The sequence below is a fragment of the Burkholderia sp. D-99 genome (assembly GCF_011605345.1).
In the GTDB taxonomy this organism is placed as follows: domain Bacteria; phylum Pseudomonadota; class Gammaproteobacteria; order Burkholderiales; family Burkholderiaceae; genus Burkholderia.
On record NZ_JAAOXM010000001.1, the window covers coordinates 96,867 to 110,515 of the forward strand.

Annotated in this window: 13 protein-coding genes; 8 read left to right on the forward strand and 5 right to left on the reverse strand. The window is 62.8% G+C overall.

Annotated features, from left to right (window positions below; genetic code table 11):
- Nucleotides 1-33: 33 nt before the first annotated feature.
- From HAV18_RS00450 to HAV18_RS00465, 4 genes are read left to right on the forward strand one after another with little or no spacing between them, the layout of a single operon-like run.
- Nucleotides 34-2,229 (forward strand): T6SS effector BTH_I2691 family protein, encoded by a 2,196-nt coding sequence (locus HAV18_RS00450; RefSeq protein WP_166951216.1) that lies wholly within the window; start codon nucleotides 34-36, stop codon nucleotides 2,227-2,229.
- Nucleotides 2,229-3,035: a DUF6708 domain-containing protein gene (locus HAV18_RS00455; RefSeq protein WP_243771509.1), complete on the forward strand. Its 807-nt coding sequence runs from the start codon at nucleotides 2,229-2,231 to the stop codon at nucleotides 3,033-3,035. The genes HAV18_RS00450 and HAV18_RS00455 overlap by 1 nt, the downstream gene beginning before the upstream one ends.
- A gap of 40 nt (nucleotides 3,036-3,075) precedes the next feature.
- Complete coding sequence (locus HAV18_RS00460) at nucleotides 3,076-3,333, forward strand: PAAR domain-containing protein (protein WP_166951218.1); 258 nt, start codon at nucleotides 3,076-3,078, stop codon at nucleotides 3,331-3,333.
- A gap of 44 nt (nucleotides 3,334-3,377) precedes the next feature.
- Entirely contained in the window at nucleotides 3,378-4,010 is a 633-nt protein-coding gene (locus HAV18_RS00465) for a hypothetical protein (RefSeq protein ID WP_166951222.1), read from the forward strand.
- Between the two features lie 184 nt (nucleotides 4,011-4,194).
- On the opposite strand, the gene HAV18_RS00470 is transcribed toward HAV18_RS00465, so the two are convergent.
- Nucleotides 4,195-5,073 carry a MurR/RpiR family transcriptional regulator gene (locus tag HAV18_RS00470; RefSeq protein ID WP_166951224.1) on the reverse strand — a complete coding sequence of 293 codons (879 nt, stop codon included), beginning with the start codon at nucleotides 5,071-5,073 and terminating at the stop codon, nucleotides 4,195-4,197.
- 363 nt (nucleotides 5,074-5,436) lie between these two features.
- Here HAV18_RS00470 and ggt point away from each other — a divergent pair, with 363 nt between their 5' ends.
- Nucleotides 5,437-7,188 (forward strand): gamma-glutamyltransferase, encoded by a 1,752-nt coding sequence (gene ggt, locus HAV18_RS00475; protein WP_166951227.1) that lies wholly within the window; start codon nucleotides 5,437-5,439, stop codon nucleotides 7,186-7,188.
- A 225-nt stretch (nucleotides 7,189-7,413) separates the two neighbouring features.
- Nucleotides 7,414-8,742 (forward strand): dicarboxylate/amino acid:cation symporter, encoded by a 1,329-nt coding sequence (locus HAV18_RS00480; RefSeq protein WP_166951229.1) that lies wholly within the window; start codon nucleotides 7,414-7,416, stop codon nucleotides 8,740-8,742.
- Between the two features lie 17 nt (nucleotides 8,743-8,759).
- Here the strand turns inward: HAV18_RS00480 and HAV18_RS00485 are convergent, their stop codons facing one another.
- Together HAV18_RS00485 and HAV18_RS00490 are read right to left on the reverse strand one after the other, a co-directional pair.
- Nucleotides 8,760-9,158 carry a DUF3331 domain-containing protein gene (locus tag HAV18_RS00485; RefSeq protein ID WP_166951233.1) on the reverse strand — a complete coding sequence of 133 codons (399 nt, stop codon included), beginning with the start codon at nucleotides 9,156-9,158 and terminating at the stop codon, nucleotides 8,760-8,762.
- 44 nt (nucleotides 9,159-9,202) lie between these two features.
- Nucleotides 9,203-10,495 (reverse strand): NAD(P)/FAD-dependent oxidoreductase, encoded by a 1,293-nt coding sequence (locus HAV18_RS00490; protein ID WP_166951235.1) that lies wholly within the window; start codon nucleotides 10,493-10,495, stop codon nucleotides 9,203-9,205.
- Nucleotides 10,496-10,643: 148 nt separating this feature from the next.
- Here HAV18_RS00490 and HAV18_RS00495 point away from each other — a divergent pair, with 148 nt between their 5' ends.
- Nucleotides 10,644-11,297, forward strand: a complete 654-nt coding sequence (locus HAV18_RS00495; protein ID WP_166951237.1) for a TetR/AcrR family transcriptional regulator — start codon at nucleotides 10,644-10,646, stop codon at nucleotides 11,295-11,297.
- A gap of 13 nt (nucleotides 11,298-11,310) precedes the next feature.
- On the opposite strand, the gene HAV18_RS00500 is transcribed toward HAV18_RS00495, so the two are convergent.
- Nucleotides 11,311-12,222 (reverse strand): LysR family transcriptional regulator, encoded by a 912-nt coding sequence (locus HAV18_RS00500; RefSeq protein ID WP_166951239.1) that lies wholly within the window; start codon nucleotides 12,220-12,222, stop codon nucleotides 11,311-11,313.
- Nucleotides 12,223-12,330: 108 nt separating this feature from the next.
- On the opposite strand from HAV18_RS00500, the gene HAV18_RS00505 reads away from it, so the two are divergent.
- Nucleotides 12,331-13,092 carry an SDR family NAD(P)-dependent oxidoreductase gene (locus HAV18_RS00505; protein WP_166951240.1) on the forward strand — a complete coding sequence of 254 codons (762 nt, stop codon included), beginning with the start codon at nucleotides 12,331-12,333 and terminating at the stop codon, nucleotides 13,090-13,092.
- A 54-nt stretch (nucleotides 13,093-13,146) separates the two neighbouring features.
- Here the strand turns inward: HAV18_RS00505 and soxR are convergent, their stop codons facing one another.
- Nucleotides 13,147-13,626 carry a redox-sensitive transcriptional activator SoxR gene (gene soxR / locus HAV18_RS00510; protein ID WP_166951242.1) on the reverse strand — a complete coding sequence of 160 codons (480 nt, stop codon included), beginning with the start codon at nucleotides 13,624-13,626 and terminating at the stop codon, nucleotides 13,147-13,149.
- Nucleotides 13,627-13,649 lie beyond the last annotated feature (23 nt).

Sequence of the window (13,649 nt, forward strand, 5' to 3'; positions counted from 1 at the left end):
AGGGGGGCTTGCTCGGTGGCGTGACCCGTCGATATGGATCGGTTTGCCGCGCAAACCACCAAACAGAATACGAAGGATTATCACGAGCGGCTCGAGGGTGAATACGACGAGAAGGCGCGCAAGAAGTTTCAGACCGAGTACGACAACGCGATCAAGCACTACGAAGCGCAGATCGATGCGTTCGGCAAGCACTGGGCTAGCTGGTGTGGGTCGGAGAGCTGGATACGCCAGTGCGAGCACGATTACGACGGTGGGAACCTGAAGTCGGGATCGTGGCATGCGTACGCGAACATGATGGCCATCTGTGTAGCAGGTGGCCCGTCGGGTGCGCCGGCGAAGCGCGATCCGAAGGATCCAAAGAAGCCACCGCAACTGATTGACGAGACACAAAAGCGTTGGGAAACGTGGCTGAACGATCGGAACAGTCCGGTCTACAAGGCGTTGGCGGCGAAGAACAAAAACTTCCTGGCCGACCTGTTGCCCAGCTCAGGCGAGCTGAACGATTCCGGGAAGTTGTATACGGCCATTCGCTACGCGTTCGAGAGCAAGGATGTGGGCAAAGCATTCCTGCAGGCGAAGATCCAGCACACGGCCGGCGTGTTGCTGATGGCGGTGAACAGTGCTGCGATCGGCCTGTCGAGGAATCTGTCCGATGACGTGTCGCTGCGGGTTCGGAACTTGAATATTGGCTGCAAGTTTCTGTATGAGCGCACGTTGCCGACGCGGTTCCTGGTGGAACTGACGCTGACGGAATACATGTCGAAGCTTTCGGAGACACTGCATCAAGGAATGGCGAGCAGCGGCAAGAAAGTGCGCTCGTTGCTGCTGGGCGGTTTGATTTCGATCCCGGATCCGAAGCTCAGAAATACGGTAATCAAGGTGACGGGTTGGGCGATGGACAGTGCCGAATCCGTACAGAAGACCTTGCAAGGCCTGGCGAGCAAGCCGGTTGGCGAAGCGCTGGCGGTTGGTAGCCTGTCGATGCGCTCCGTGTCGATCGTGGAGGCGTTTGATCCCGCGGCCAGGAAACTCCTTGGGACAGTGAAGATGAAAAGCGCCGATGCGGTGAAGTTTACGAGGAACACGGCGGTGACGATGCACCGGAGATCGGGGCCGCAAAGCCTGCTGATCTCGGCAGTGGCGTTGTATCTGTCTTATGACAGTTTGAAAAAGTCTCTGGACGATGTGAATACGAAGGTGGGAGCGAAGTATCCGGAGGCGGCGATCGGAGCGTGGTCGGCATCGGTCGGGGCGCTGGCGGCGGTGACGGAAACGGTGGGGGTATCGCTGAAGGCGTTTGCGAGTGGTGCGAGGACGGCGGCGAGAGCGGGCGGAGGATCGCGTGCGACGGTGGCGACGTTGAAGAATGTGGCGGATGTGGGTGGAAAGCTGGTGACGGGAACGGGGGGTGTGTTCGCGGCGCTGTCGTTTGTGGATGCGGCGCAGAGTGTGATGATGGCTAGGCGGGCGGCGAAGCAAGGGGATAGTAGTGCCGAGACCGCATACCGACGGTCTCGAAATGCCTCGATCGCAGCGGGGCTATTTGGAATTTCTGCCGTTGCTGCAGAAAGTGCTTTTTGGGGGCCGCTTGGAATTGCGGTTGCTTTGGGAATTCTGGCATACGGTTTAACCAATTGGGGGCAGTCCCAAGAGGCGACACCTGTTGAGCTTTGGGTGCGTCGGTGCGTGTTTGGAATAAATAAAGGACGCTTAGCTTCATGGAAAACACCGGAGCAGGCAGGTGATGCAGTGGCCACATTGAATGCAGCGCTGTTGGGGTTCAGTGTTGATGTCGGTTTTGAAGGTGAATGGCAGACGGTAAGCAATACGCCAATTTTGCCGGGTGAGGCCGAAGCATTGGTCCGAGTCCAAACGCTGAACTATCGTATTGTGATGCCGAATTTCGATCCTGTACATTCGGCTTATGCCTATACCGTAACCGTGACCCGCCGTGATGGCGGGGCACAAGTGGTGACAGGCGGTCAGCAAAATATTGCGCTGTTAGCGAACATCCAGCCGCCACCGAACGGCAAGGCCGATTACCGACTCGATTCGCAGGTGGTTAATATTTCTAAATTTTCCGAGCTGGGAGATCAAAAAATAGTGACCGGGAAAGTCTATCTTGACCTCGGAAGCAAGATTAATTCTGTGTCGATCGCGGCGCGGTTCTATAAGGATAGAATGGATGAATATGGCTTTGCTGAGGCTACGTCTAAGGACCAGTTGTGATGGCAGTTCGACCCAAGCTTAATCCCCCTGCGCGCGGTTGGCAAGCTGACCTGCCGGAGCCGAATGATATTCCGAATGATGAACCGAGCCTGGATGGTTGCGCGGTGAATCATCTGGACGATGTCTACATGGAATTGCCTCGGTCATTTATGAAGATCAGAGGTTTATTTTTTCTGGTGAATATATTTTTTTTGCCATTGATGATTGAGTCGATCGTCGGCGTTGTTGATTTTCATGGTGATTATTCGACATTAATAGTGATGATTCTTGTTGATTTGATTTGTATTTGGGTGGCGCTTTTCACTCTCCGTTCGGATATTTCTCCTCCGCGGGATTTGCCACTGCGTTTCAACCGTTTGCGCCGGAAGATGTATGTGTACGAAATCGACGCAGTGTGGTGGAACCCATTCATTCGTTGGCCGATCCGGGCGGTTGCCTACGATTGGGATGACGTTCGGGCCGAAGCCTGGCAAAAACAAGGCGCGATCAACGGCGGTCATACGATGAAGTGGGGTGTGGTGCTGTCTGTCGTGAAGCCACGGACGAACGAGGTAATTGATCGGTTCCAGTTAGGAGCGAAAGGGGATGGTGAAGCCGCGTGGGCATACATCTGCACGTACATGCAGGAAGGCCCCGGCGTGTTGCCAAAATCGGATTATCCGTCGCGCGACGACGACAACGTGCGCACACTCAATATCGCGTACCTCCTTGCTCCAAAGGTGAAATGGCCAGCTGAGATGGACATCGAATCGCGGACGGCACCAACTGAGTCTTCTTGTCGCGATCCGTTTACCGGAGCGGCGTGATGTCAACAACCGAGATCATCAACGAATCGACGGAGAGACGATGAAAGCAGTCGTTCTGGTCGGGCATCGACATATGTGCCCGGAACATGGTGAAGGTGTGGTGGAGAGCGGTTCGACAGGCATGGTCGTCAACGGTCGTGCGGTGGCAGGGACCGGCGACAGGATCAGTTGTGGCGCGATCATTACGGGTGGCGCATCGTCTTTTGAATCCGACTCGAGACAAGTCGCCCGGGTAGGTGACAGTACGAGTCACGGTGGGGTGTTGATCGAAGGCGATGAAGGATTCTGCTTGGAGTGAAGACGCGGACGCCAGGTGCTCCGAAGGTTGCATTACGAGAGAGCGTGGGGAAGCGCCAGGGATCCTGGAAGGAAATAATTGTGTTTATAAATAAAAATCTTGCTTTCTATGGGGTAATGTTCGCGGCATTAAGCTTTCCGATATTTATGGGAATTGGACTCATCTGGAGTGTGGATGTTTTTGTAAACTATGCTTTCACTGTAGTAACTTTGGTGCCGCTGCTGTATTTTTGCTATGCCGGGTTGGTGCTGCTCTGGCAATTTTCGTCTAGGTCGCGTGGCGGTCCGCTTTATTTTGAGCCGGGAAGAGTCAAGGTCATAGGGGTTGCAATTCTATTGCTATTGTGTTGTTTGGGTGCTGCATTGGTGGCATATGGAGTGGTTAATACCATTGGGCGCGTTTCAGATATCTCGGTCAGTCTGAAAACCGGCATCGCCAGTCAATGGTTTCCCGCCACGGTAACGCGAGGAGTAGGTTACATGCCATCGAGTACAATAGAGGTCACATGGGACACATCCCCGTTGAAGTTCATCGGGTTTATCGAGTACAAGGTTGCGCTCATTCTTTTGTGGTTTTTGCTAACGGAGGCCGGGGCAATCATCTTTGTTGCATTATTCTCAATCATCTGGCATGTGGCGATGAGGTCGTTTATATCTAGCGGACGCAATCCCCATTAGCAATTCAAATCGAACTGTGAGGGCTCGCATTTTTACGGTGGCTGTTGGGAGCTGACGATGAAATGCTGCCGTCAATGTCGACGGAGAAGGTGCGGTCGGTGTCGTTGGGGCGATACTTGGCGCCGGCCGCGGCTCGTTCGGGGAACGGAGATTGTGAAGCCCGTGCCCGAATGGCGAACGATCGTCACTCGGGCAAATCGCGGCTGTTGGCGTTCTGCTCGATTCCGCCGGTATTAAGCGATTCGATCTTCTCCATCCGCTGCCTCGCCAGTTCCGGCAGCCGATTCGTCACGCCGATCACGAGCGCTTCGGCGAGCGCGAGTGCCGGCACGTTGGTCTGCAGCATCGCAAACGGCTGCCCTTGGATCCGCAGCACGATCTCCGCAAATTCCCCGATCGGCGAGTGCCATTCGTCGGTGATCAGCATCACGCGCGTGCCGAGTTGATGTGCGGCTTGTGCGAACCGGATGCTGTCGCGCTGGTAGCGGCGAAAATCGAAAATGACGAGCACATCGCCGGGCCCCATGTCCGCCAGGGCGACCGACGCGAGGTTCACATTTGGTTCGACATACTGAACATGCGGCCGCGCGTACGCGAGCGTGAACGAAAACAGCGAAGCGAGCGGCGCGGTATAACGCCCGCCACCGCAGAAGACACGAACGTCCTGATCGGCCAGCAGCGCCACCGCTGCATCGAACGCCGCCGCATCGAGCCCTTCGATCGTGGTCGCCAGCGATTGCGACAGCCGCTGGAAAATCGCCGCATGACTGTCGCGCAGCCCCGAAGCCGGGTGAAACGCATCCATCCGCGCGAGCGGCGAATTCATCGCGGTGTCGATTTCGCCATACAGCGCCTGCTGGAACGACGAATAGTTGGGAAACCCGATCCGGACGACGAAGCGGAACACGGTCGGGTCGCTCACGTCGGCCTGCTTCGCAAACTGCGCGATGGGCCCCAGCCCGAGACTGGGATAGCGATCCAGCAATGCCTGCGCGACCTTCTGTTCCGACGGCGTGAAGCTATCCATCTGGGATAACAGCAACGCCCTGATGCTTGTCCCCATCGGGCACTCCGGCTTTCTCAATCCGAATGACAAACGGCAGACGTGCGTCTGCCGGCGAACCCACGCATGTTAGCCGATTGACGTGCGGCGGGCCGAGCACGCCCCGGAATTAGAGGGACGCATCGCACGGTCGGCCGATTCGCCTAGTAATGTAATAAAACAAACATTGATAAAGAAGCGATTCAGCGAATATTCGTTCATTATTCAGTATTAACCCTAGGTTTTGGTGCAAAAAACCGAGTGATATGATCGCGACCTCGCTGGAGTGTACGGTTTATTACATCGCAAATCGCCGCGTCGACACGCGGTGATGCGGTGTCGCATTCCGGCATGGCCCGGTTTATTTGTCTGGAGGATTCCGTCATGAGGCGGCTCGTAGTACTCACCCTGTTGTCGGCAATGAGCATGTGCGCGATCGCCGCGTCGGACCCGGCGGTCGAAGCGAAGAACGGCATGGTCGTGTCGTCGCAGCACTTTGCGTCGCAGATCGGCGTCGACATCCTGAAGGAAGGCGGCAACGCGGTGGATGCGGCGGTGGCGGTCGGCTATGCGCAGGCCGTGACCAATTCGTGCTGCGGCAACATCGGCGGCGGCGGTTTCATGACCCTCCACCTGGCCGACGGGCGCGATCGCTTCATCAATTTCCGCGAGACCGCGCCGGCCGCGGCTTCCGCGAACATGTACCTCGACGCGAAGGGCAACGTCATCCCTGACGACAGCCTGTATGGCTATCGCGCGGTCGGCGTGCCGGGCACGGTTGCTGGCCTCGACCTCGCGCAGCGCAAGTACGGCAAGCTGACGCGCAAGCAGGTGATGGAGCCGGCGATCCGGCTCGCGCGCGACGGTTTCGTGCTGACGCGCGGCGATACGGACATCCTCGACACGACGGTCGAGCGCTTCAGGAAGGATCCGGAAGCGGCGCGCATCTTCCTGCGGCCGGACGGCACGCCGCTGCAGCCAGGCGATCGCCTCGTGCAGAAGGACCTGGCCCGCACGCTCGAGCGCATCGCGGAGCAGGGGCCCGACGCGTTCTATCACGGCGAGATCCCGAAGATCGTCGAAGCGGCGGCCAAGCGCGGCGGCGGCGTGATCACGGCCGCCGATTTCGCGTCCTATCGTGCGCAGGATATGGCGCCGCTGACGTGCACGTATCGCGGCTACGAGTTCGTGTCGGCGCCTCCGCCGAGCTCGGGCGGCGTGACGATGTGCGAGACGCTGAACATTCTCGAAGGGTACGACCTGCGCAAGCTCGGCTACCATTCGGCCGCGGCGGTTCACTACATGACCGAAGCGATGCGCCACGCATACGAAGATCGCAACACGCTGCTCGGCGATCCGAACTTCATCGACAACCCGGTCGCGAAACTGACGAGCAAGGAATACGCGGCGCAGATCCGCAAGAGCATCCACGCCGATACGGCGACGCCGTCGGTGGACGTGCAGCCGGGCGTCGGCGTGCACGAGAAGCCGGAGACGACCCACTATTCGATCATCGACAAGGACGGCAACGCGGTGTCGACGACCTACACGGTCAACGGCCGCTTCGGCGCCGTGGTCATCGCGCCGGGCACGGGCTTCTTCCTGAACGACGAGATGGACGACTTCACCGTGAAGGTCGGCGCGCAGAACCTGTTCGGTCTCGTGCAGGGCACGCGCAACTCGATCGCGCCGGGCAAGCGTCCGCTGTCGTCGATGGCGCCGACCATCGTGAAGAAGGACGGCAAGGTGTTCATGGTGGTCGGTTCGCCGGGCGGGTCGCGCATCATCACGATCACGCTGCAGACGGTGCTGAACGTGATCGACTACGGGATGACGCCGCAGGACGCGGTCACCGCGCCGCGCATCCACCACCAGTGGCTGCCTGACGCGGTCTATTACGAAACCTACGGCCTGTCGCCCGACACGCTCGCGATCCTGCGCAACATGGGCTACAAGATGGTCGAGCAGACGCCGTGGGGCGCCGCCGAGCTGATCATGGTCGGCCTGCCGGGCACCGAAGCCGCGAGCCGCCAGAGTTCCGGGAACGATTCGTCCGTGTCCGGCAACGTGCGTGTCGGCTTCGTCTACGGCTACAACGACCCGCGTCGTCCGGCCGGATCGGCAATCGGCTACTGACCTGACCCGATCGCATCATGCTGGATCGCTGCCGCAGGCGTTCGCCCTCGCGCGAATGCCGTCGCGGCGGCCGAACGTCGGCTCGCGGACATCCGCGAGCCTGACCGGCGCCGGCGCCCGTGCCCGACATACCGGACACGACCGGCTCGCCACGCGCGCGCCCTGGCACGGCACGGGATGCGCGCCTTTCATCCGTCCACTTCTTCCCGTGCATCGAATTCCGTCATGAACAAACGAATGTCCGCGGCAGGCTGGATCCTGCTCGCGATGGCGGCCGGCATCCTGATCGGCTACATGATCTACACGCAACTGCCGGACAAGCAGTCCGCGGCGGAGATCGCCGGCTACATCTCGCTGGTGTCCGACGTGTTCCTGCGGCTGATCAAGATGGTGATCGGCCCGCTGGTGTTCTCGACGCTGGTCGTCGGGATCGCGCACATGGGCGACGCGTCGTCGGTGGGACGCGTGTTCGTGAAGGCGCTCGGCTGGTTCGTCACCGCGTCGCTGATCTCGCTACTGCTCGGCCTGTTGATGGCGAACCTGCTGCGACCCGGCGAGAACCTCGGGTTGCCGTTGCCGGTTATCGGCGCGTCCGCGCATCTGGCAACGTCCAAGTTCACGCTGAAGGATTTCGTCGGTCACATGGTGCCGAAGTCGATCGCCGAGGCGATGGCGAACAACGAGATCCTGCAGATCGTCGTGTTCTCGATGTTCTTCGGCGTGGCGCTCGCGTCGCTCGGCGAACGCGGCAAGATCCTCGTCGCGGCGATCGACCAGCTCGCGCACGTGATGCTCAGGATCACCGGTTACGTGATGAAGCTCGCGCCGCTCGCGGTGCTGGCGGCGATGGCGTCGACCGTCGCGATCAACGGCCTGTCGATCCTGCTGAAGTTCGCGGTGTTCATGGGCGACTTCTACCTGAGCCTGTTCCTGCTGTGGGGCACGCTCGTCGCTGCCGGGCTGCTGTTCCTCGGCCGCCGCGTGTTCAAGCTGCTGGTGCTGATCAAGGAAGCGTTCATGCTGTCGTTCGCGACCGCGAGCTCGGAAGCCGCGTATCCGAAGATCCTCGATGCGCTCGACCGTTTCGGCGTGCGCCGCAAGATCTCGAGCTTCGTGATGCCGATGGGGTATTCGTTCAACCTCGACGGCTCGATGATGTACTGCACGTTCGCGTCGCTGTTCATCGCGCAGGCATACGGCATTCACCTGTCGCTCGGCACGCAGGTCACGATGCTGCTGATCCTGATGCTGACGTCGAAGGGGATGGCCGGCGTGCCGCGCGCGTCGCTCGTCGTGATCGCCGCGACGCTGCACCAGTTCAACATCCCGGAAGCCGGGCTGCTGCTGATTCTCGGCGTTGATACGTTCCTCGACATGGGCCGTTCGGCCACGAACGCAGTGGGCAACTCGATCGCCAGCGCGGTGGTCGCGAAATGGGAAGGCGAGCTGATGCCGGAAGCGGAAGCCGAAGCGAATGCGGCGCTGCTGGATGAGGAAGCCGAAGCACGGATGAACGAGGCGGCCCGCGAGGCGGATCGCGTCACCACGGCCTGAAGCGGTATCCCGAGCCTTCAGGCCGCTTCGGCGGGGCGGGCCGCGTCGATGCACGCGGCCAGCACCATCGCGGCGGCGTTGCCCGGTGTCGAGCCGAGCAACTGCGGCGCATAGACGCTGTCGCCGATCGCGATCGGTTGCCCCGACAGCGCGCATACACCGCGCTTGCGCGTGGTGAACAGCCGCCACTTCTGATAACCGTAGTGCCCGGTGCATGCGTCGCGCCAAGAAATCATCACGGTGTCGGCCGTGGGCCGCTCGAGTACGCTGATGGCCGGCTTGCTCGTCGCGTTCCACGACGGCAGCCGGTCGCGTGTGACGCTGCGCCGCTGCGGCATGCCCCACGAGACGGACGGCATGTCGAAGCTGCCGATCGCGGCGACAGTCACGAGCCAGGGCGCTATACGGTTGTTCATGTCAGTTTTCCTCGAAACGTTACGCGACGCCGCTGCGCGCGGCATCACGACAGGCGGATGCGCGGCCGCACGCAGCCGTTGATCCGTTCGGCGATCCACAGCAGGGTCGCCTTGGAGAAACCGTGCAGCGCCTGCTGGTGCCGCCGGTAGAGCATCAGGTGGCTGAACTGCGCGAAACGCCCCTGGATGAAGCCGCCGCGAAAGAACCCGAACTGCCCGAGCGTGCCGAACGCGTCGTAGTCGCTGATCGACACGAGCGCGCCGAAATCGTGGAACGCGAACGGCGGCATCGGCTTGCCGTCGAGCCACGCGGGCAGGTGCTTCGCGAGATGCTCGGCCTGCTGCGTCGCGACTTGCGCGGTGGGCGGCAGCGGCCGTTCCTGGCCGTCGGGCAACAGGCTCGCGCAATCGCCGATCGCGAACACGTGATCGTCGCCCGTTGCCTGCAGCGTCGGGCCGACGACGACCTGGTTCGCGCGATTCGTGTCGAGCCCGCCGAGCGCCTGCATGAAATCGGGCGCCTTCACGCCGGCCGCCCAGACCATCAGGTCCGCTTCCGCAAACGAACCGTCGCCGTAGTGAAAGCCGTTCGCGTCGGCTGACGTGACGCGGGTCGACGTCAGCACGTGAAAGCCGATCTGTTCGAGCCGTTGCTGTGCCGATGCGGAAATCTTTGGCGGAAATGCGGCGAGGATGCGAGGGCCGCTTTCGAGCAGCGTGAGTTGCAGCCGGTCGCGTACCGTTTCGTCGCCATAGGCTTGTGCCACTTCCAGCAGGCGGCTCAGCTCCGCGGCAAGCTCGACGCCCGTCGCGCCCGCACCGACGATCGCGACGCGGAACGGCTCGTTGCGCGCGATGCTGCGAAATACGCGCATCCGCAACGCTTCGTTGAAGGACTCGGCCTGCGGCTGGCTGTCGATGAAATAGCAGTGCTCGCGTACGCCCGGCGTGCCGAAATCGTTGGCCTGGCTGCCGAGCGCGAGGATCAGCACGTCGTATTCGAGTTCACGGGCGTCGACCACGAGTTCGCCGTCCTGCGAGCGAATCTCGCCGAGCTGCAGGCGGCGCCGCGCGCGATCGAGCCCTTTCAATTCGCCGGGCTGGTACGTGTAACCGTGATCGCGGGCATGGGCCAGGAAGATCACCTGCTGCTGCTGCACGTCGCGCGTACCGGCCGCGATCGTGTGCAGCATTGGCTTCCAGATGTGGGTCGGGCTGCGGTCGACGACGGTGACCTGTGCGCGCCCGGACCGGCCGAGGCGCTCGCCCAGGCGGGTGGCGAGCTGCAGTCCGGCGATCCCGCCGCCGACGATGACGATGCGTGTAGGGGTTGCCATGGATAAATCATCACGTGATGAATAAGGTATGATCCTAGCGCTTCCCGGCTTCGCGTGTCAACGGAGCCGGGCAGGTCATATGGTTTTGGCGACGCTAAAGCGGGGCCGGAACAGGGGTATCCGAATCATTCAAGGAGAGCAGGGAAACGTGGCTGAAGTCACTGAGCGCGCGCCGGCCAAGCGGCGTATGCGAGGGCGGCCGCTGGCCGGGGCGTCCGTCGGTCCGGACGTGATATTGCGGGCCGCGCGCCGCACGTTCGCGAAGCGGGGCTACGACGCGACGAGCGTGCGCGAGGTCGCGCGCGAGCTGGGCATCGACGCGGCGCTGATCGCCCATCATTTCGGTACGAAGGAAACGTTGTGGCTGGCCGTCGTCGAGCAGATCGTCGAGATCGCCGAACCGATGTTCGATGCGCTGCGTGCGTTGCGCACGTCGTCGCTGCCCCATCGCGATCGCGTGCGGCGCATGCTCGAGCTGTGCGTCGATCACGAATTCGCGGAGCCGGACATCGGCATGTTTTTTTCGACAGCGGCGACCGAGGAGGGCGGGCGGCTCGACCGGCTGCAGGAGCGGATCGTGCGCCCGTATCACGATGCGATGTTTCCGCTGCTGGCGGAGGCGGTCGAGGCCGGCGCGATTCGCCCGGTCGATCCGAACGTGTTGTTCTTCATGATCGCGAGCGCGGTCGGCACGACGGTGTCGTACAGTCACATGATGCTGGAGTTCACGTCGCTGCCCACGCAGCAGGATGCGTTCCGGCAAGCGGTGCTCGCCGTCGCGTTCAACCTCGTCGGCGACTGAGCGCCACGCGCGCTCACGTCGCGGCAACCAGCCCCAGTTCGCGCACCGCGTGCTGCGCGGTTTCGCGCAGCGCATCGACGAGCGGCGATGGCGTCCGGTACGCGATCGCCAGCTCGTACGCGAGCGGGCTGCCCGCATCCTTCAGTTCGCAGAACGTAATGCCTTGCGGTTGCATCGGCACGAACAGGCGCGGCATCAGCGCGACGCCGATGCCGCCCGCGACGAGCCCGGCTGTCGTCTGCATCTGGCGCGGCCGCTGGACGACGCGCGGTGCGAAGCCGGCCTGCGCGCACGCCGTCACGATCAGCGCATGCATGCCGGGCCCGTGGTGCGCGGCGAACATGACCCACGGTTCGTCCGCCAGTTCGGCGAGCGCGATGCGTCGGCGGCGCGCGAGCCGGTGACCGTCGGGCAGCGCCGCGACCATCCGGTCGCGCAGCAGCGGCTCGACGCGCACGTCGCCCGCATCGGCCACCGGCAGCACGACGAGGCCGACGTCCGTACGGTCCTGGCGCAGCGCGAGCACCTGTTCGGCGGTCGTGCCTTCCTCGAGCTGGAAATCGACGTCCGGATACCGTTCCTGGAATGCGCGCAGGATCAGCGGCAGCAGCGCGTTGACCGTGCTGTCGACGAAGCGCAGCCTTAGCGTGCCGCCGAGGCCGGCGCCTGCGCGGCGGGCCACGGCCACCGCGCGCTCGGCCTGTTCGAGCGCGCGCCGTGCTTCGAGCAGGAACGCCTCGCCGGCCGGCGTGAGCGCCGAGCCGCGGTTGTCGCGCTCGAGCAGCGTCACGCCCAGCTCGTCCTCCAGCTTGCGGATCGCCGCACTGAGCGGCGGCTGCGCCATGTGCAGCCGCTCGGCCGCGCGCCGGAAGCTCAGCGTCTCGGCAACCGCGATGAATTGCCTGAACTGCCGCAGATCGATCATGCGATACCTTCCATGTATCAGTTGATCATCGAATTCGTATTTTACCTATCACCTCGCGCTGCCCAGAATGGCCTTGTCATCAACCGTCAATAGTCAGGAGGGCAGGTCATGGCGGGCAACGAACGGCAGCGAACGGCGATCGTCACGGGCGGGTCGAGCGGGATCGGCTTCGCGATTGCGCGACGGCTGGTGGAGGAAGGGTATCGCGTCGCGATCGTCGGGCGCGACGCGATGCGGCTGGAAGCGGCCGTCACGCGTCTCGGCGGCGCGGCGATCGGGCAGGCGGCCGACCTGAGTGTGCGGCGCGATGCGGAAGCGGCGGTCGACGCGATCGTCGCGCAGTGGCCTTGCGTGGACGTACTGGTCAACAACGCGGGGCTGACCGGCCGCGTCGGTGCGGATACGGAGGCGGGCGAGGCCGAGACCGTGTGGGATGCGGTGCTCGACGCGAACCTGAAAAGCCTGTTCGTGACGACCATGGCCGTGCTGCCGCATCTGGCCGAGCGCGACGCACGGATCGTCAACATCGGCTCGATCGCGGCGCGCGCCGGCAGCCTGCTGCCGGGCGGCCTTGCGTACGCGGCGGCGAAGGCCGGCGTCGAAGGGTTCACCGTCGCGCTCGCACGCGAACTCGGGCCGCGCGGGGCAACGGTCAATACGGTCGCGCCAGGCTATATCGCCGACACACGCTTCTTCGGCGACGGCGGTGTCGCGCCGGCCATCGCGGCGACGATTCGCGAGCAGACGCCGGCCGGCCGCGCCGGGCATCCGGATGACATCGCGGACGCGGTCGCGTGGCTCGCCGGGCCGCGCGCGTCGTTCGTCACCGGCGCGACGATCGCGGTGAACGGCGGCTGGCGCGTCGGGTGACGCCATCCGCACCGGCGGCCGGGCGCGGCATCGCACGCCATGCCCGGCCGCCGGTCACTCGAGGTCCGTGGGCGGCGCATCGCCGAGCCAGCGCCGCGCGCCGGGCCCGTTGCGGCCCGCACGGTCTTCCGGGTTCGTCAGCTTGCAGCGCTTCAGCGACAGGCAGCCGCAGCCGATGCATTCGTCGAGGTTGATGTAGAGCCGCTGCAGCTCCTCGATCCGGTTCGCGACGCGTTGCTTCCAGCCGCGCGACAGCCGCTGCCAATCCTTGTTGCTCGGCGCGGTTTCCTCGGGCAGGCTGACGAGCTGCTCGGCGATCTCGTCGAGCGAATAGCCGATCTTCTGCGCGAACACGATGAACGCGATCAGCCGCAGCACCGCGCGCGAATAGTGGCGATGGCTCGAACCGTTGCGGTGCGACTTGATGAGCCCGCGCGTCTCGTAGAACCGCAGTGTCGACGCCGGCACGCCGCTGCGCGAGGCCACTTCGCGAATCGACATCAGCGGCCATTGCGGCGTTTCCTGGATACCCATGACGCTCCTCCGGGAAAGCTTGA

Coding starts and splice junctions, on each gene's coding strand:
- HAV18_RS00450 (WP_166951216.1), top strand. CDS start 34: ATGGATCGGTTTGCCGCGCAAACCACCAAACAGAATACGAAGGATTAT.
- HAV18_RS00455 (WP_243771509.1), top strand. CDS start 2,229: ATGGCAGTTCGACCCAAGCTTAATCCCCCTGCGCGCGGTTGGCAAGCT.
- HAV18_RS00460 (WP_166951218.1), top strand. CDS start 3,076: ATGAAAGCAGTCGTTCTGGTCGGGCATCGACATATGTGCCCGGAACAT.
- HAV18_RS00470 (WP_166951224.1), bottom strand. CDS start 5,073: ATGGGGACAAGCATCAGGGCGTTGCTGTTATCCCAGATGGATAGCTTC.
- ggt (WP_166951227.1), top strand. CDS start 5,437: ATGAGGCGGCTCGTAGTACTCACCCTGTTGTCGGCAATGAGCATGTGC.
- HAV18_RS00480 (WP_166951229.1), top strand. CDS start 7,414: ATGAACAAACGAATGTCCGCGGCAGGCTGGATCCTGCTCGCGATGGCG.
- HAV18_RS00485 (WP_166951233.1), bottom strand. CDS start 9,158: ATGAACAACCGTATAGCGCCCTGGCTCGTGACTGTCGCCGCGATCGGC.
- HAV18_RS00490 (WP_166951235.1), bottom strand. CDS start 10,495: ATGGCAACCCCTACACGCATCGTCATCGTCGGCGGCGGGATCGCCGGA.
- HAV18_RS00500 (WP_166951239.1), bottom strand. CDS start 12,222: ATGATCGATCTGCGGCAGTTCAGGCAATTCATCGCGGTTGCCGAGACG.
- HAV18_RS00505 (WP_166951240.1), top strand. CDS start 12,331: ATGGCGGGCAACGAACGGCAGCGAACGGCGATCGTCACGGGCGGGTCG.
- soxR (WP_166951242.1), bottom strand. CDS start 13,626: ATGGGTATCCAGGAAACGCCGCAATGGCCGCTGATGTCGATTCGCGAA.